The organism is Paracoccus alkanivorans (assembly GCF_003697785.1).
GTDB classification, from domain to species: domain Bacteria; phylum Pseudomonadota; class Alphaproteobacteria; order Rhodobacterales; family Rhodobacteraceae; genus Paracoccus; species Paracoccus alkanivorans.
On the sequence record NZ_QOKZ01000003.1, the window covers coordinates 238,278 to 255,102 of the forward strand.

14 protein-coding genes are annotated in these 16,825 nt (G+C 63.2%); 4 read left to right on the top strand and 10 right to left on the bottom strand.

Annotated features, from left to right (window positions below):
- Positions 1–2 precede the first annotated feature (2 nt).
- The 6 genes from C9E81_RS09375 to C9E81_RS09400 form a co-directional block, all read right to left on the bottom strand.
- Entirely contained in the window at positions 3–1,568 is a 1,566-nt protein-coding gene (locus tag C9E81_RS09375; protein WP_243698618.1) for an OpgD/OpgG family glucan biosynthesis protein, read from the bottom strand.
- Positions 1,569–1,584: 16 nt separating this feature from the next.
- Positions 1,585–2,802, bottom strand: coding sequence for an OpgC family protein (locus tag C9E81_RS09380; protein WP_122112062.1), 1,218 nt, complete (start codon positions 2,800–2,802; stop codon positions 1,585–1,587).
- Positions 2,799–4,184 (bottom strand): tetratricopeptide repeat protein, encoded by a 1,386-nt coding sequence (locus C9E81_RS09385; protein WP_122112063.1) that lies wholly within the window; start codon positions 4,182–4,184, stop codon positions 2,799–2,801. Before C9E81_RS09385 ends, C9E81_RS09380 begins: the two co-directional genes overlap by 4 nt.
- A gap of 230 nt (positions 4,185–4,414) precedes the next feature.
- A complete protein-coding gene (locus C9E81_RS09390; RefSeq protein WP_122112064.1) occupies positions 4,415–6,022 on the bottom strand; it encodes a thiamine pyrophosphate-binding protein in 1,608 nt (535 codons plus the stop codon).
- The gene (locus tag C9E81_RS09395; RefSeq protein WP_122112065.1) at positions 6,019–7,254 is read right to left on the bottom strand and encodes a CaiB/BaiF CoA transferase family protein; all 1,236 of its coding nucleotides are present in this window, start codon (positions 7,252–7,254) and stop codon (positions 6,019–6,021) included. Before C9E81_RS09395 ends, C9E81_RS09390 begins: the two co-directional genes overlap by 4 nt.
- 74 nt (positions 7,255–7,328) lie before the next feature.
- Positions 7,329–8,948 carry an acyl-CoA dehydrogenase family protein gene (locus C9E81_RS09400; RefSeq protein ID WP_122112066.1) on the bottom strand — a complete coding sequence of 540 codons (1,620 nt, stop codon included), beginning with the start codon at positions 8,946–8,948 and terminating at the stop codon, positions 7,329–7,331.
- A gap of 177 nt (positions 8,949–9,125) precedes the next feature.
- On the opposite strand from C9E81_RS09400, the gene C9E81_RS09405 reads away from it, so the two are divergent.
- The 4 genes from C9E81_RS09405 to C9E81_RS09420 all read left to right on the top strand — a co-directional run bounded on the left by C9E81_RS09405 (position 9,126) and on the right by C9E81_RS09420 (position 13,649).
- Complete coding sequence (locus tag C9E81_RS09405) at positions 9,126–9,422, top strand: hypothetical protein (protein WP_122112067.1); 297 nt, start codon at positions 9,126–9,128, stop codon at positions 9,420–9,422.
- Positions 9,419–11,047 (top strand): long-chain-fatty-acid--CoA ligase, encoded by a 1,629-nt coding sequence (locus C9E81_RS09410; RefSeq protein ID WP_122112068.1) that lies wholly within the window; start codon positions 9,419–9,421, stop codon positions 11,045–11,047. Before C9E81_RS09405 ends, C9E81_RS09410 begins: the two co-directional genes overlap by 4 nt.
- A gap of 581 nt (positions 11,048–11,628) precedes the next feature.
- Positions 11,629–12,447, top strand: a complete 819-nt coding sequence (locus C9E81_RS09415; RefSeq protein WP_122112069.1) for an NAD-dependent epimerase/dehydratase family protein — start codon at positions 11,629–11,631, stop codon at positions 12,445–12,447.
- A complete protein-coding gene (locus C9E81_RS09420) occupies positions 12,444–13,649 on the top strand; it encodes an NAD(P)/FAD-dependent oxidoreductase (protein ID WP_122112070.1) in 1,206 nt (401 codons plus the stop codon). The genes C9E81_RS09415 and C9E81_RS09420 overlap by 4 nt, the downstream gene beginning before the upstream one ends.
- Positions 13,650–13,685: 36 nt before the next feature.
- Here C9E81_RS09420 and C9E81_RS09425 read toward each other — a convergent pair whose 3' ends face one another.
- From C9E81_RS09425 to phnK, 4 genes are read right to left on the bottom strand one after another with little or no spacing between them, the layout of a single operon-like run.
- Positions 13,686–14,816, bottom strand: a complete 1,131-nt coding sequence (locus tag C9E81_RS09425; protein WP_122112071.1) for an alpha-D-ribose 1-methylphosphonate 5-triphosphate diphosphatase — start codon at positions 14,814–14,816, stop codon at positions 13,686–13,688.
- Complete coding sequence (phnN, locus tag C9E81_RS09430; RefSeq protein WP_122112072.1) at positions 14,813–15,343, bottom strand: phosphonate metabolism protein/1,5-bisphosphokinase (PRPP-forming) PhnN; 531 nt, start codon at positions 15,341–15,343, stop codon at positions 14,813–14,815. Before phnN ends, C9E81_RS09425 begins: the two co-directional genes overlap by 4 nt.
- Entirely contained in the window at positions 15,340–16,023 is a 684-nt protein-coding gene (phnL, locus tag C9E81_RS09435) for a phosphonate C-P lyase system protein PhnL (protein ID WP_122112073.1), read from the bottom strand. Before phnL ends, phnN begins: the two co-directional genes overlap by 4 nt.
- Positions 16,024–16,025: 2 nt before the next feature.
- Positions 16,026–16,805, bottom strand: coding sequence for a phosphonate C-P lyase system protein PhnK (gene phnK, locus C9E81_RS09440; RefSeq protein WP_243698619.1), 780 nt, complete (start codon positions 16,803–16,805; stop codon positions 16,026–16,028).
- Positions 16,806–16,825 lie beyond the last annotated feature (20 nt).

Sequence of the window (16,825 nt, forward strand, 5' to 3'; positions counted from 1 at the left end):
TCTCAGCCGCTCCAACGATAAAGCCAGACCTCGCTGACACGCATATCATTGCGGAGCAGTTCGGCCCGTATCTCGGGTCTGGCGCCATCGGCGGCATCCAGCATGAAGGCCAGGCGCATACCTCCGGTTCCGGGATTGTATTCGACGGTCGGGTTGCTGATCTTCCCGTTGCGCGAATGCACGCGCGCCTCGAGTTTCGCGGGATCGGAGCCAAGCGCCGAATGTTCGGCAAAATCGATGGTGAAGATACGACCTTGCTCGAATATGTGCCGGCCGGACCGGGTATTCAGAACCTGCGCGACGGTGCCATCCAGCGGAGCGGCCGCGCACCAGTGAAGCCGGTATGCAAAATGATGCGCGCGCCCCGCACGCAGCGGCTCGGCCGGACGCCAGAAAGCCACGATATTGTCATAGACCTCCTTGTCCGTCGGGATTTCCACCAGCACGACCTGCCCCGGCCCCCAAGAGCCCATCGGTTCGACCCAAAGCGACGGGCGGCGTTCGTAATATGCCTGAAGGTCGGCGAAATCATCGGTTTCGCGGGCTCTCTGCATCAGCCCGAACCCCCGCGTACCGCTATCCACGAAATGGCTGATACCAAGCTCTGGCGGATTCGACAGCGGACGCCAGATCTGCTCGCCCGCGCCATTCACCATCAGCAAACCGTCGCTGTCATGCACCGCTTCGCGAAAATCGTCAAAGCGCGTGCGATTGGTCTGGTCGAAGAGAAACATCGAAGTCCCCGCAGCAATCCCCGCCGCGGTCAGATCGACGCGGGGGAACAGGGTGCACTGAACTTCCATCCGGGTCTGTTCGCCCTTGAATATGTTAAAGCTGTAAGCCCCGGTCACACTCGGACTGTCCAGCAGCGCATGAACCGTGACCATTGGTGCACTGGGTTCAGCCGCCTCGATCCAGAATTCTCGGAAGATAGGAAACTCTTCACCTTCGGGGCTGCCGGTGCCAAGCGCAAGCCCGCGTGCCGACAGACCATAGACCTGTCCCCGCGCGAGCGCCCGGAAGTAGCTTGCCCCCTGAAAGACGGCATATTCCTGGAACACGCCGGATATTTCCAGCTCACCCCTGAGACGGAAGCCGGAGAATCCCATACCCTGGGCCGACAGGTCGGGAAACTGGTCCGTCTTGTCGAAGGTATTCAGGTCGAACAGGACCGGTCGGGCCTGCCCGTCGGCCACGGCATTGATCGCGACGGGACGGTCGAACAGATAACCTGCAGGAAAGAAATCGACGACCGCCGCCCGGCCGGTATCGCGCCAAAGGGCATGCCTCTCATCGAACCAGATGCCGCGATACTGGTCATAGTTGAGTTCACGCCAGGGCAAGGGCACCTTCTGCGGAGGATCATAGGGGCGCGAGGCCAGTTCTTCCGCCTTGTCACGCAGGATATCGGTGCCGAACGGCAGCGGCTCGCCAAGCGCCACTGGCTCATGCTGACCCTCTGGCCGCTTCGCACCGGCTGAATCATGGTTATTCGCCCGAACCGGCCAGCCCGACATCCAGCCCAAAGAGGCAAGCGCCGCCGAAGAAATTACCTGTCGTCTCTGCATCACGATCCTTTGCTTATCATATGCCCGATATGCCGGCTGTCACGACGGGTTGCCGGGACAGCGCAGCCGGGCTTGCTGCCTGACGCCATGGCTGTCGTTTCAGATAGGCGACAAAATAGGCCACCCCTGTAATGATCGCCGCGCCAAGCAGATTGACGACCGCCGCATTCAGCATGCTGCGCCCGAACACGTCGAAAAGAACGCCCAATAGCCGCGCGAGGATCATCGACGTCATGAACACCGCCAGCGATTGTTGCCCGACCTTGCGGATCACCCCGACCATGGCGTTCCACCACCGTCCGCCGGACAGGCGGGAACCGTCCGGGCCCGCCGCAAGCCACGCCAGATAGGCGAGGCTGAGGAAGTGGATATAGCGAAGAATGCCGAAATCCGTCTTGGTAAAGAGGAAACTCCAGTCTCCCCGCCATTCGCGGATGAAATCGTATTCCCTGTATATCCTGAACCAGGCGAAGGGAATCGTCATGAGAACGACGATCAGTGCCAGCAGGATCAGCACACGGTTGACGGGCGGTGCAGGCAGCCAGCCCGCCATGAAGGCGAAACCGGTAAAGAAGATCAGTTGCCAGGCGAAAGGGTTGAAGAACCATTGCCGCGTGCTGGAGTTTTCGAACCAGTATTCGGCCGGAAAACCGAAGCCCGTTACGCTCGTCACCAGCCACAGGGCGGCGCAGAACCCAATCGCGGCAAAGGGATGGACACGGGCCAACGCCATGACCAGCGGCAGCATGGCCAGGATCACCAGATACATCGGCAGGATATCGAAATAATTCGGCACATAGGTCAGGGTCATCAGCCCGACCGTGTTCGGCCCCGGATTGTTAAGAAAGGGATAGAGATTCAGTGAACCCACGTAATCCTTTTCGAACCAGCCGGTCATATTCAGCACCAGCATCGCGAACAACCCGGTCACGAAGACGCCGATATGCGCCCAATAGACCTGCCAGACGCGATGCATGATGCGCAGCGTTCCCATCATCCAGCCCGCCTTGCGGAAGATACTCCCGAAGGCGATGGCCGAGGCCATCCCCGAACAGAACACGAAAATCTCGGTCGCGTCGGAAAAGCCGAAACGGGCCGGGATCCAAAGGGTCCAGGGATTGCCGCTGATATGGGCGATCAGGATGATATACATCCCTACCCCACGGAAGAAATCCAGGCGCGGGTCCCGCGCCGGTTTTGCCGAAGTGCTGGAGGCGGATATTGCGGCACTCATATGGCTTCCTCGATCCCGGACGAACGGATTTGGGTTTCGCGCGCAGATGCCCTGACGGAGGCGAGAAACTCCAACCTGCGCCCTGTATACCCGTCCTGATGGCCGCCGCGTGCGTTGATCCGTTCATTCAGCAAATTCTCGGTCTCGTCCAGATAGCCGCCGCGCAGCCCTGCCTCGATGGCGATGCGAGTGAACACGTCGCGCTGCGCATGACTGCCTCCGATCACCTGCAGATCCGACAGCGCCTTGCGCAGATGCAGCCAGGACGCACTGTAATTCCCCGCGGCATAGGCCTGCAGGCCAAGCGCAGTGTTGTGCCCGTTCCGCCCGATAATCGCCTTCGCCTCTCCGTCAGAGGCGCGCGCCCTGGCCATGTTGCCGATGAGCCGTGCCGCTGCCCCTTCGCGCTTGCCGCCGATGAGCGCCAGCAGATAATGCAAATCCGCAAAAGCCAGACATCCATCCCCGGCCCGCCTGTCCGAAAGATCAGCGACCTCTTCCCACCGGTCGCCGACGGCAATTCCCTCGATCTCCAGCCGGGCCAGCAGCGAGGTCGCATTGGCGATATCGCGGTAATCATCGGTCTTCTCGCGCCGAATCTCGGTGTCATACAGGTCCAGTGCCGCGTCGAAATCGCCGAGATCAAGATACATCAGCGCCTGATGCCACCAGACGTGAAAGCGGAAATTGTTGCAATGCGCCCATGACGCCTCGCGCCCATGCAACCAATCCAGCCCCTCCTGCGCCCGTCCGGTCGTGTCATAGACATGGGCCACCGCATGTAACCCCCAGGCATCGTTCGGGGCCAGTTCGACCGCCCGCATACCGGCACGCTCGGCCAGCGCATATTCGCCGGTTTCCTCAAGCGTGAATGCATGGCAGCCCAGAAGATAACCCTTTGCCGCGTGCCCTTCCCAATGCGGCAGCAGAGCCTCGGCAGAGCGGCGCATGACATCGGGCCGGCCCATCACGAACTGGATCGCCTGAACCATCTTCATCGCCAGCGCATCGCGGGGATCGTCGTCCAGCACCCGCTGCAGACGGTCGGCGGCAGCGCTCGGGCAGCCCTGCAGCCACAGCCCGAGGGCGTCGATGAATCCCGTCTCGGCGGCTGTGGGAGGCAATCGTTTCGCTGCGGCCAAAGCCTCGCGATATGCCTCTTGCGCGACGGCGAACATCTCGGGCCGGCCCAGCAGCAGGCAGGCCAGCCCGCGAACCGCCTGCGCCAGCGCGAAATCCGGGGCTTTCGCGATCACCTCGTTCAGGTCGGCCGCGGTGGATTCGCCATGAGACAGGATCCCGGTCACGACACGGTTCCATGTAGGAATATGCTGCCTGTCCAGCGACACGCCGATGCCCGACAGGTCTGTCGCATGTATCATTTCTGCTCTCCTGATTACCGGCCCGGACGCTCTGAACACTTCAGGCGAAACCGGGGTTACTTGCTAACCAGTTCGACGGGCAGAAGGGATCGTTACAGGTCATCTACGTTTTTCCCGATCGCTCGAACCTCCAACGGGTAATGGTTGGATAAACGCCGCAGGATGGCGTTGGTTTCCGCAGCATGCCGCCAACAGCCGGATTTCGCCGGTTTCTTTCTGTTTCGACCGTTTCAGAAAGCCCCGTCATAGGCGCGTGGCCCGATACGAATGGCCAGCAACGTGAAATGGTCCCGTTCAAGCGCAGCGCCTGCTTCGGCTGCAAGGCTGGTGGCATCGTCGATCCAGACCCCGTGCCCGCCAAAGGCTTGCGCCAGTGCGGGATAATCGGTCACACCGCCGAAATCGACGCCCAGATTGGGACGCTGCCCCGCCCTCTGCTTCATCTCGATCAGCGAAAGCGAGCCATCGACCAGCACCGCCAGGATGACGGGCAGCTTCAGATCGCGCAGAGTGGCCAGATCACCCGCCCCCATTTCCAGCCCGCCATCGCCCAATATGGCCAAAACGGGTGTTTCGGGACGCCCCAGGCACGCACCCGCCGCCAGGGGTAATGCGCAAGCCATCGTGCATAGCGCACTGGATTGCAGCATCAGGCGCGGCTCCGGGCAGGTCCAGATCTGGCTGGCAAGGATACGATGCGCGCCCGAATCCGCTGTCACGACGGTCTGCGGCGGCATGATCTGGCGCAGGGTCCGGAACACCTGATGCGGTCCCCATCCCTCCGGCCCGGCAAAGGACTGCGCCAGGGCCTCGCGGGCCTGGGCCGGCCGCTCCGATGACCAGCGGGCGGGGGCATCGTGGTGCAGTGCCTCCAATGTCATGCCGACATCACCGATCAGCGTCTCATCGGCGCGGTGCATCCCATGCGTGCGCGGAACGGGGGCAATCTCGATCACGCGGGCATCATCGCCCCACGGATCGCGCCAGCCGATCCGCATCTCGATGGGATCGTAGCCCGCCAAAAGGACCAGGTCCGCCTCGGAGATCAGCGGCATCAGGACCTTGTCTGCACGCGGAGACAGCCCCGCCCCCCCAAGGCAAAGCGGATCGGTCTCGTCCATCAACCCCTTGCCCTTGTAGCTGGTGATCAGCGGTATCCGGTGCTGGCGGCAGAAACTGGCGATAGCCGGACCCGCGCCATCGTTGACGGCATCCACCCCGGCGATCATCAGCGGCCTGACCGAGCCCGCCAGCACCTTGCGGATACGCTCCAAATCCGAGTGATGGGGCACCGAGGGCAGCGTGAAGGGCAAAGCCCGCAACGGCGGTTCGTCGCTCTCCCCCTCGGCCACCGAGATCGGAACATCGATATGCACCGGCCCCGGCTGGCCCGACCTGGCAATCGTGATCGCCTTTTCCATCACCGCCCCGACGGCCCCTCCGACCGCCCGGAAACTGGCCTTTACCACCGGACGCAACAGGGCCTGGTGGTCGAAGACCTGGTGGGTATAGCACTCGGCTTCAGCCGCGTCGACGCAGCCGGTCAGGAAGATCAACGGCACCCGGTCCTGCATCGCGTTGGCCACCACATTGACGGCATTGGCAACGCCCGGCCCGAGAGTCGCGACCAGCACCGGCAGGTCGCCTGTCACATGCCAATGCCCCTCGGCAAAGAAGCCCCCGGCATTCTCGTGCCGCACCAGCGTGAAACGCACACCGGCCCGGTCCAGCCCTTCGATCAGCGCCAGCACCTCACCGCCCGGCACGCCGAAAGCGCGCGTCGCCCCGGCATCCGCCAGCACCCGGCCGATGATCTCGGCGCCTGTCCGATTTGTCATTCCATCTCTCCGATCACGCCCGAGGCTTTCAGGCGGTCAAGCTCCTGCCGGGCCAGCCCCAGATGATCCCGCAGCACCTCGGCAGTATGCTGACCCAACAGCGGCGGCGCGTTGCCATAATGCACCGGCGTATCGCTGAATTTCAGCGGGTTGCCGATCAGGTCGACATTTCCGCCACCCGCAAGGGGATGCGGCAGGCTGATGCGCATATCCCGCGCCGCCACCTGCGGGCTGTCGAACACCTGCCGCAGATCATTGATCGGCCCACCGGGCACCGAGAGCGCCTCCAGCCGCTCCAGCCAGCAAGAGGCCGGACGCATGCGGGTCATCTCTTCGATGATCGGGATCAGTTCGGCGCGATTACGGACCCGTTCGGCATTCGTGGCGAAACGCGGATCATCGGCCAGTTCGGCGCGCCCGGCATCGCTGACGAAGCGGCGGAACTGGGCATCGTTGCCGATGGCGATGATGAACTCGCCGTCCGAGGCGGGGAATGCGCCATAGGGCACGATCGTCGGATGATCGTTCCCGCGCCGGGGCGGAACCTGCCCGTCGGTCAGATAGCCGACGCCCTGATTGATCAGCCACGCGACCTGCGTATCGTAAAGGCAGACATCGATATGCTGCCCCCGCCCGCTGCGGTGGCGCGCCTGCAATGCCGCGAGAATGCCGGTCAGCGCATACATCCCGCACATGACATCGGCGATCCCCACCCCGACCTTGAGAGGGCGGCCATCGGCCTCGCCCGTCAGGCTCATGATCCCCGCCTCGCCCTGGATAAGAAAATCGTAACCCGCGCGATGCGCATTCGGCCCGGTTTGCCCGAATCCGGTGATCGAGCAATAGATCAGGCGCGGGTTCACATCCGAGAGACTGGCGTAATCCAGCCCGTAGCGGGCCATGTCGCCGCTCTTGAAATTCTCGATCAGGATATCGGCCTTCTCGGCGAGTTTGCGGATCAATGACTGCCCCTCGGGCTCGGCAATATTGATGGCAACCGATTTCTTGCCGCGATTGGCGCTGAGGTAATAGGCGCTCTCGCTCGTTTCGCGCCCATCGCTGTCCCTGACGAAAGGCGGGCCCCATTTGCGGGTGTCGTCCCCATGGCCGGGACGCTCGATCTTGATCACCTCCGCACCAAGATCGGCCAGAGCCTGAGTGGCGGTTGGGCCAGCAAGAATGCGCGACAGGTCGAGAACGACGATACCGGCAAGCGGAGCAGCGGATGACATGACAACGAACTCCCGAACCGGATCAAAGAAACAACTCGACCGTTTGAGCGGCCTTCATCGCCTCGGGTTTATCATCAACCGATCCGATCAAGCAATTCGCGCGGCACCGGACCGGATAGCGATCCCGTGACATGCCCGCGTTCGCCCGCGATGCGGGTGGTGACAAAGCCATCGGCGACGGCGGACACACCGGCGCGGATCAGCACCGACGCCGTCAGCAACAAGGCCGTGCGCTCGGCAAACCACCTCGCTTCACCTTCCGGCGGCAGGCCGGGCCAGCGCTCGGCATGTGCCTTCAGCGCAGCATCGTAGCGGCGGTCGCCGCCGGTGGCGGCCTCCAGCTCCGCGCGCAGCGTGTCGGCCGCCAGCGGCTCACGGGCCAGCGTGCGCAGGATATCGAGGCAGATGACATTGCCTGAACCTTCCCAGATGCCGTTCAAGGGGGCTTCGCGGTAATAAAGCGGCTGGCCGGTTTCCTCGATATAACCCATGCCGCCCAGCACCTCCATCGCCTCGTAGGTCACTATGGGACAGCGCTTGTTGCCAAGGAACTTGGCCAGCGCCACACCGATCCGGGCAAAGGCGCGGTCTTCCGGGCCGATGCCGTCAAAGGCGCGCGCCACCCGCAGGCCAAGCGCAAGCGCCCCTTCGCAATCCAGCGCAAGATCCGCCATGACCGCCTGCATCAGCGGCTGGTCTATCAACCGCTTCTGAAAGGCGCTGCGATGTTTTGCCCAATGGTTTGCGGCACTTATCGCGCCTCGCATCAGCCCTGCCGGGGCCAGGGCGGTGTCCAGGCGCGTATGGTGAACCATCTCGATAATGGTCCGGATGCCCGTTCCCTCATCGCCCAATCGATAGGCAATGGCATTTTGATACTCGATCTCGGAGGAAGCATTGGACCGGTTGCCCAGCTTGTCCTTCAGACGCTGGATATGGACGCCGTTCCGTTCCCCTTCCAGCCAGCGCGGCACGAGAAAGCAGGTCAGCCCGCCGGGGGCCTGTGCCAATGTCAGGAAGCCATCCGACATCGGGGCCGAACAGAACCATTTGTGACCGGTCAGGCGATAGAAATCCCCATCCGGCTCGGCCTGCGTGGTATTACTGCGGAGATCCGAACCACCCTGCTTCTCGGTCATCGCCATACCCAGGGTGGCCGAGGCTTTCTCGGCTATCGGGCGACGGCCCGGATCATAGGTGCGCGCAGTCAACCGAGGCCGCCATATCGCCGCCAAAGCCGGATCGGCGGCCAGCGCCGGGACGGCGGCATAGGTCATTGTCATGGGGCAGCAATGGCCCGGCTCGACCTGGCTGGCCAAGTAGACCATGGCGGCATGGGTGACATGGCCACCCGGAGTTCCGTCCCAGGCAACCGCAGCGTAACCCGCGCCAAGGCTGGCTCGCATCAACTGATGCCATGCCGGATGGAAACGGACCTCGTCCAACCTGCGCCCGCCCTGATCGAACAGCACCAGTTCGGGAGAATGCCGATTGGCGGCTTGACCGGCTTCGCGCATCTCGGCGCGGCCCATGGTTGTTCCATATTCTGCAAGAGGTACCGCCTGCCCACCCTCGCGGGAGACAGCTTCGCGCAGTGCGATGTCGTCCTGCCACAGATCACAATCCCCCCGGGCGGGCGGCTGGTTTCGAACTTCGTGTGTGCCAAGATCGCTTCGTGCCGCGGAATCGGTCATCGCTCCTCCTTCGAACAGAATAGGGCTGCGCGGGTCTTGTGGTCCAGCGGCGGGCAAGGTGACGTGACGTGATTCACTCTGAATTGCTTTATCTGGACGTTTTTATTGTTCAGACGTGCGAAATTATATTCAATACCAAGCCAGCAAGAAGCAATAATCAAAAAAACAGAGGCAGTCGTGAAATATGACTATGGGATCCTCGGCGCACAGGCCAGCCACGTCCTGTTCAAGGGCAAACGCGCCGTGGGGCTGCGCTATCGCCGGGACACGACCGGTCATCAGGCCAGGGCGCAAGGTAATGCTGGCCAGCACGGGATCGGAACGGCGGACGGGCTGCAGGGCGTCGGTCAGAGCATGCAGGATCGCATCAATTTCATCATAGACGACAGACCGAAGGACAAGAACAATTTCGGCATCGGTTTTACGGCCACCGCACCGTATGACGCTGACAGAACACGGGAGGAGAAACCATGAACGGAACCATGATGTATCAGCCGCTGACGACTGGCTCGCTGATCAATCACGCCGCCTGCTATCACGGCGGAACCGAGATCGTCTCGGTCGAGACAGCGGGCGGGATCGAGCGCACCACCTGGGCAGAGGTGGATGCAAATGCGCGCAAGCTGGCTTCGGCGCTGGATCGGCTCGGGGTGTCGCCGGGCGTGCGCTGCGGCACGATCGCCTGGAATAACCGGCGTCACCTGGAGATCTATTTCGGGGTCGGCGCAGGCGGACGGGTGACGCATACGATCAACCCGCGGCTGGCACCGGACCAGTTGATCTATATCGTCAATCACGCGGCTGACGAGGTGATGTTCTTCGACCGGACCTTCCTTCCCGCCGCCGCCCAGCTTTGCCAGCATTTCAAGACGGTGAAGCATTGTGTGCTGATGGGACCCCGAGACGAGGAAGCGGCAGGAATGATCGAGGGGCTGCTGTTCTATGACGAACTGATCGAGACCGGCGATCCCGATTACCGATGGCCGGAACTGGACGAGCTGTCGCCAGCGGCACTGTGCTATACTTCGGGCACCACGGGCAACCCGAAGGGCGTGCAATATTCGCATCGCTCGCTGGTGCTGCATACGCTTGGCGCCAACCAGGCGGACGGGACCTGCATCTCGGCGATGGATGCGTTGCTGCCGGTGGTGCCGATGTTCCATGTGAACGCATGGGGCGTCCCCTATATCGCCGCGATGGCCGGGGCGCGGCTGGTCATGCCGGGACCGAAGCTAGACGGCGAAAGCCTGGTGAAATTGCTGAACGACGAGAAGGTCACCGTGGCCTTCGGCGTGCCGACTATCTGGATGGGACTCTTGGCGGCGCTGCGCTCCTCGGGCGAAAAGCTGCCGCATCTGGCGCGGTCCTTCGTCGGGGGAACGGCGCTGCCGCCCTCGATGATCGACGCGTTCCGCGAGGAGTTCGAGGTCGAGTTGATCCATGCCTGGGGGATGACCGAGACGGCCCCGGTCGCGACGCTGAACAAGCTGCTTTACAAGCACGGCGATTTGCCGCTGGACGAACAACGCAGGCTACGTCATGCGCAGGGACGGCCCCTGTTCGGGGTCGAGTTGCGGATCATGGACGAGCAGGGAACGCGGTTGCCGGATGACGGCAAGAGCCAGGGCAATCTGCAGATCCGCGGGCACTGGATCGTGGAAAGCTATTTCGGCAGGGATGAAAGCGCACTGACTCCGGATGGCTGGTTCGATACCGGCGATGTCGCGACGCTTGATCCGGACGGATTCATGGTCATCCGCGACCGGGCCAAGGACATCATCAAGTCGGGCGGCGAGTGGATTTCCACGGTCGATCTGGAAAATATCGCTATCGCCCATCCCGGCATCGCCAATGCCGCCGCCATCGCCGCCTATCATCCGAAATGGGACGAGCGCCCGGTGCTGATCTGCGTGCGAGCCAAAGGGGCGAATGTCGAGGAGGCGGAACTGCTGGCCAGCTACGAGGGGAAGGTGGCGAAATGGCAAGTGCCCGACCGGGTCGTATTCGCCGAGACGCTGCCGATCGGGGCAACCGGCAAGGTGCAGAAGAACAAGCTGCGCGAGGAATACGGGCGGATCCTGGTGGAGAGTGGGAATTGATCGCGCTTCGCCGGAAGCCAACGACGGATGCATCCCGGTCCGGACCGGATAGCGGTGCGGCCGGTTGGACAGGCTTCCGGCCGATTTCCGGCACAATCCCGGCTGGCTGAAACTGCCGCGCATCTTTCTTGGCGCGTTGCGGGATCAGGGCGAAACCGAAACAGGCGGAGCAGTCAGTTGAACGGCCATCTGCCGGACCCGGCAGCAGAACCGAAGGAACGCGCCAGACGCAAGGCCTCCAGGCGCCAAGCCAAGAGGGCGGAGATCGCGACCGGCACGCTGGATGCGCGCAAGCAGCCTGGCAACAGGAGGATCTGAAGAAAAGAAACAATCGGTTTCGGTGATCGCCTTGGCATTCGGCCTCACCATGGCCGGCTTTGCGCACGGTCGGGACGGGAACGGGGCGAGCGGGGCAACAAAGGCTCGCAATGCGGCGATGCCGGCCCGACCCCCTTTATGTTTGGCAGCACATGTTGTTTCATCCGCCGGAAACATCCGCCGGAAACATCCGCAGGAAATGCCTGAACCGCAAACGGGTTGGAATCCTGGCCGGTATTCACTGAACGCAAGAGGAAACGGATATGGCGAAATATTATAACCGCATTCTGATCACGGGTGCGGCGGGCGATCTGGGCAGCAAGCTTCGCAAGGGATTGGTGCCGCTGGCCAACCACATCCGGCTTGCCGACCGGACCCCGATCACGGATCTGCAGGATCACGAGGAAGGGCTGGTCTTCGACCTGTCCGACGAGGCCGCCACCATCGAGGCCACGCGCGACGTTGATGCCATCGTCCATTTCGGCGGCGCCTCGCGCGAGAGGGTCTGGAACGACGTGCTCGATTCCACCATTCGCGGCAGCTATCACATCTATGAGGGCGCCCGGAAACATGGCGTCAAACGTGTGGTCTATGCCTCTTCGGTTCATGCCATCGGCTATCACAAGCTGGAATCGCATATCGATACGGATGCACCGGTGCGGCCGGACAGTCTTTATGGCGTGTCGAAATGCTTCGTCGAGGCATTGAGCAGCCTCTACTGGAACAAATACGGCATCGAGACCGCCTGCCTGCGTATCTTTTCTTCTTTCCCCGAACCCGCGGACCGCCGGATGCTGTGGTCATGGCTCAGCTATGACGATTGCGTGCGGCTGGTCAGCGCCAGCCTGACCGCCTCGCATGTCGGTCACAGCATCAGCTTTGGTCTGTCGGACAATCGCGAAAAGCCAGTGGACAATTCCAGGGCCGGACATCTGGGCTATGTCCCGCAGGACAGCGCTGACGCTTACCGTGAGCAGGTCGAGGCCAGGACCGAGCCGCTCGATCCCAAGGCACCGGCTACGCGGCATCTGGGCGGCTGGTTCGTGGATCTTGGCCATCCCGATGACGAGACATCCGAATGAAGAGCAGCTATGACGTGGTGATCGTCGGCGGGGCGGTCATCGGCTCATCCGTCGCATATTACCTGACCGCAAACCCGGATTTCACTGGCTCGGTGCTGGTCGTCGAGCGCGACCCCACCTATGCGACTGCCTCGACATCCCTGTCCTCCTCTTCGATCCGCACGCAGTTCTCGAACGCAATCAATGTCAGGATCAGCCAATACGGCTCGGAGGTAATCCGCAATTTTGCCGGGGCGATGGCGGTCGGTGACAACCGCCCCGACCTGAACTTTCATCCCGGCGGATATCTGTTTCTGGCCAGCACCCCCGAAGGCGCCCGGACCCTGCGCGAGAACCACGAGGTTCAGCGGGCCTGTGGCGCCGATGTCGTGTTATGGACTCCGGATGAGCTGGCTCATGCGTTTCCGCATCTGCGCGTGGACGACATTCTGCTGGCCTCTTACGGGCAGTCGGGCGAGGGTTGGTTCGACAACACCGGGCTGATGCAGGGCTTCAAGGCCAAGGCGCGCGTGCAGGGCGCGGAATATGTCACCGATGAGGTGGTTGCCATCGGCCATGGCGCGGGTCGCGTCAACTCGGTGACGCTGAAATCGGGACAAATCATACAGGCGGGCTGGATCGTCAACGCCTCGGGGCCAAGGGCCGCGCTGACGGCAGGTATGGCCGGGCTACATATCCCGGTCGAACCGCGCAAACGGACATCCTTCGTTTTCGATTGCGCCAGGTCACCCGAAGGCAGCGCAAGGGTGAATGGCGGGCGGCTGCCACTGATGATAGACATTTCCGGCACCTATTGCCGCCCCGAAGGCAGGTTTTTCCTGACCGGCTGCCCCCCGCGCGAGGACGTCGCGGTGGACTGGGACGATTTCGAGCCACGATATGACGAGTTCGAGGAGGTAATCTGGCCTGCACTTGCCGCGCGCTCCGAATCCTTCGAGGCGATCAAGCTCGTGAACCAGTGGGCCGGGCATTACGCCTTCAATACCCTCGATCACAACATGGTGGTTGGGCCCCATCCCGAAATGTCCAATTTCATATTTGCCAACGGGTTTTCGGGTCATGGACTGCAGCAGGCACCGGCCACCGGACGCGGCGTGTCGGAACTGATCGCCCACGGTGAATTCGTTACGCTCGACCTGTCCGAACTCGGTTTTGAGCGCATCATCGAAAACCGCCCGTTCTTCGAAAAGGCGGTCATCTGACGGGACAGCGCCGTCCGGGCAACCGGGATCGACGGGTCAGCCGACCTGTTTTCCCCGAACCCAGACACCGGTCAGCCGCGCGGTCCGGTCCAGGTCGGTCAGGCGGATCAGGTCGGCGCGCAGGCCCGGCTCGATCCTTCCCCGGTCGGTCAGCCCGGTCGCCCGCGCCGGCGCATCGGTGACAGTCGCGAAGGCACGCGGCAAATCCTGCCAGAGCCGCGCCAGGTGGCAGGCCCCCAGCAGCAGGCTGGAGGGGATATAATCCGATGACAGGATATCCAGCCATCCCCCGCCCGCCAGTTCCTCCGCCGCGACATTCCCGGAATGAGAACCGCCACGGATCAGGTTCGGTCCACCCATCATCACCGCAATGCCGTGATCGTGGCAGGCACGGGCGGCCTCTGCCGTGGTCGGGAACTCGGCCAGCCGGATACCATAGCCCGCGCTGGCGGCGACCTGTTCGGCAGTCGTGTCATCATGGCTTGCCAGCGTGGCGCCTATCCGTGCCGCCGCCGCAACGGCCCCGGCCTCATGCGCCTCGCCGAATTTGTCGCGAAGGGCCCGCAACCGCGCGACATGCTCGGCGAATGCCGCATCGCTAAGCCCCTTCTTGCCCTGCACATATTGTGCCAGCTTCTTCAGATCGCGGAATTGCCGCTGCCCGGGCGTGTGATCCATAAGGCTGACCAGCCGCACCCGGTCATCGGAGCCGAACTCGGCCAGCTCCTCCAGCAGGGTCTCGCTGCAAATCTCTGACCGCAAGTGAATCCAATGGCTGATCCGCGTCCGGCCGGCGGCGCTGAGCGCGTTGATTTCGCTGACCAGGGGCCGGGCATATTTGGCATAGCCCGCACCGTCATCGGGAATCGACCCCACCCGAACCGCATCCAGCACCGTGGTAATCCCGGCAGAGGCCAGCTCGCCGTCATGCGCAAAGATCGCCGCGGAATGCGGCCAGAAGACGCCGGGACGCGGCTGGATGTGGCGCTCCAGGTTGTCGGTGTGCAGTTCGACCAGCCCCGGCGCGATATGCGCACCCTCGCAATCCACTGCGCCCAGGGGAACCGCCCCGCCCTCGGTTATACCGGCGATGCTCCCGTCCTCTACATGGATCGCCCCGCGCATGACGCGGTCGGGCAGGATCAGTTCAGCATTGGCCAGGATCATGGAATCAGCACCTCATCCAGCGCGGCGATAAAGGCTGCGGTCGCGTCCTCGAGATCACCGGAATTGTCGATATATGTGACAGGCAGATCGCCCGGATGGAACCCCGCCTCGCGCGTAATGCGCGCCCGGATCTGTTCGGCCCCTTCGCGCCCCCGATCTGCAAGACGTGCAGCGAGCACCTCGGGCGCGGCACCGACATGGATGACCGACAGACCGGGAAAGATTTCAGCCGCGCGTGCCAGAGCACCGCGCGACAGGTTCACCAGCCAAATCCCGTCCCCGGCGATATGCGGAACGCCATAGCTCAACCCATGAGCCTGCCAGTCCAGGGCAAACAGCCCGTCATGCCGCATCCGCTCGAACTCCACCGCTGAAACCCCATCGAAATCCTCACCCCCCGCTTCAGCCGGACGGGTAATGATCCTGCGCACAAGCCGCAGATCCGGGCGCCGTTCGGCAGCGCGGACCATCAGCGTATCCTTGCCCGCCCCCGACGGCCCGACCACCGCCACGACCCGGGCGGTCATGCCGCCCGCCCCGGAACGAAGCCCGCAACGTCGACCTGCCGGTCGCACAAACGCTCGCGCGCGGCCTCGTCGTGGAAGATGCCAAGGATCGCGGCACCGCGCATCTTCGCCTCCTCGATCAGCCGCATCACCGTTTCGCGGTTGGCGGCGTCAAGGCTGGCTGTCGGCTCGTCCAGCAAAAGCGCCGGGTAGGGATGAATGAAACCACGAGCGATATTCACCCGCTGCTGCTCGCCGCCCGAGAAGGTCGTCGGTGACAACCCCCACAGGTTCTCGCCTATATTCAGGCGCGTCAGCAACGCCGCTGCCCGCGCCTCGGCCTCCTCCTCGGCCACCCCGAGCGCCAGCAGCGGCTCGGCCACGACACGTACGGTCGGAACACGGGGAACGACCCGCAGGAACTGGCTGACATAACCGAGCGTCGAACGGCGCAGCGCGATGATCCGGCGCGGCTCCGCCCCCGATATCTGGGCATCGCCCACCCGGATCATGCCGTGATCGGTGCGGTAATTCCCCCATATCATCCGCATCAGGGTGGATTTCCCCGCGCCCGAGGCCCCGGTCAGCGCAACGCATTCGCCCTTTGCCACTGTCAGCGAAGCCCCCTCCATTACCCGCAGCACCGCGCCGCCCTGATTGTGAAGGGTGAATTCCTTGGAAACATTCTGCACTTCGATCATCGTCATACCTGCAATACGGAAGAGACCAGCAACTGGGTATAGCCATGCTGCGGATCGTCCAGAACCTGATCGGTCAGGCCGGTCTCGACCACCCGACCGTCCTTCATCACGATCAGCCGGTCCGCCAGCAGGCGCACCACGGCCAGATCATGCGTGACCAGCACCGCCGAAAGCCCCATGTCACGGACCAGCCCGCGCAGCAGATCCAGCAGGCGCGCCTGAACGCTGACATCCAGCCCTCCGGTCGGTTCGTCCATGAAGGCCAGCCGCGGCCCGCTGACCAGGTTGCGCGCGATCTGCAACCGCTGCTGCATCCCGCCCGAGAATTGCCGCGGACGGTCGTCGATTCGGCCTGTGTCGATCTCGACCCGGTCCAGCCAGTCAGAGGCTGCCTCGCGAATACGCCCGTAATGCCGCGCCCCTGTCGCCATCAGCCGCTCGCCGACATTCCCGCCGGCACTGACCCCCATGCGCAACCCGTCCCGCGGATTCTGGTGAACGAAGGCCCAATCGGTCCTCGCCAGATGGCGGCGCTGCGGCTCGCTCATCCGCAGCGTGTCCACCGGGCCACGATCCCGCGTATCGAACAGAACCTCGCCCCCATCCGGGCGAAGCTGCCCCGACAAGCAGCCCAGCAGGGTAGATTTTCCCGACCCGCTTTCGCCGACAACGCCCAACACCTCGCCCGGCCACAGGTCGAAACTGATATCCTTGCAGCCGATCCGCGCGCCGTATCGCTTGGCCACGGAGCGTACGCTCAACAGGGGGCTGTCGGAATCCAGGTGTTTGGGCAAAGAAGAAG

Excerpts from the sequence above, each read along its gene's own strand:
- C9E81_RS09375 (WP_243698618.1), bottom strand. The coding sequence starts at position 1,568 with ATGCAGAGACGACAGGTAATTTCTTCGGCGGCGCTTGCCTCTTTGGGC.
- C9E81_RS09380 (WP_122112062.1), bottom strand. The coding sequence starts at position 2,802 with ATGAGTGCCGCAATATCCGCCTCCAGCACTTCGGCAAAACCGGCGCGG.
- C9E81_RS09385 (WP_122112063.1), bottom strand. The coding sequence starts at position 4,184 with ATGATACATGCGACAGACCTGTCGGGCATCGGCGTGTCGCTGGACAGG.
- C9E81_RS09390 (WP_122112064.1), bottom strand. The coding sequence starts at position 6,022 with ATGACAAATCGGACAGGCGCCGAGATCATCGGCCGGGTGCTGGCGGAT.
- C9E81_RS09395 (WP_122112065.1), bottom strand. The coding sequence starts at position 7,254 with ATGTCATCCGCTGCTCCGCTTGCCGGTATCGTCGTTCTCGACCTGTCG.
- C9E81_RS09400 (WP_122112066.1), bottom strand. The coding sequence starts at position 8,948 with ATGACCGATTCCGCGGCACGAAGCGATCTTGGCACACACGAAGTTCGA.
- C9E81_RS09410 (WP_122112068.1), top strand. The coding sequence starts at position 9,419 with ATGAACGGAACCATGATGTATCAGCCGCTGACGACTGGCTCGCTGATC.
- C9E81_RS09415 (WP_122112069.1), top strand. The coding sequence starts at position 11,629 with ATGGCGAAATATTATAACCGCATTCTGATCACGGGTGCGGCGGGCGAT.
- C9E81_RS09420 (WP_122112070.1), top strand. The coding sequence starts at position 12,444 with ATGAAGAGCAGCTATGACGTGGTGATCGTCGGCGGGGCGGTCATCGGC.
- C9E81_RS09425 (WP_122112071.1), bottom strand. The coding sequence starts at position 14,816 with ATGATCCTGGCCAATGCTGAACTGATCCTGCCCGACCGCGTCATGCGC.
- phnN (WP_122112072.1), bottom strand. The coding sequence starts at position 15,343 with ATGACCGCCCGGGTCGTGGCGGTGGTCGGGCCGTCGGGGGCGGGCAAG.
- phnL (WP_122112073.1), bottom strand. The coding sequence starts at position 16,023 with ATGATCGAAGTGCAGAATGTTTCCAAGGAATTCACCCTTCACAATCAG.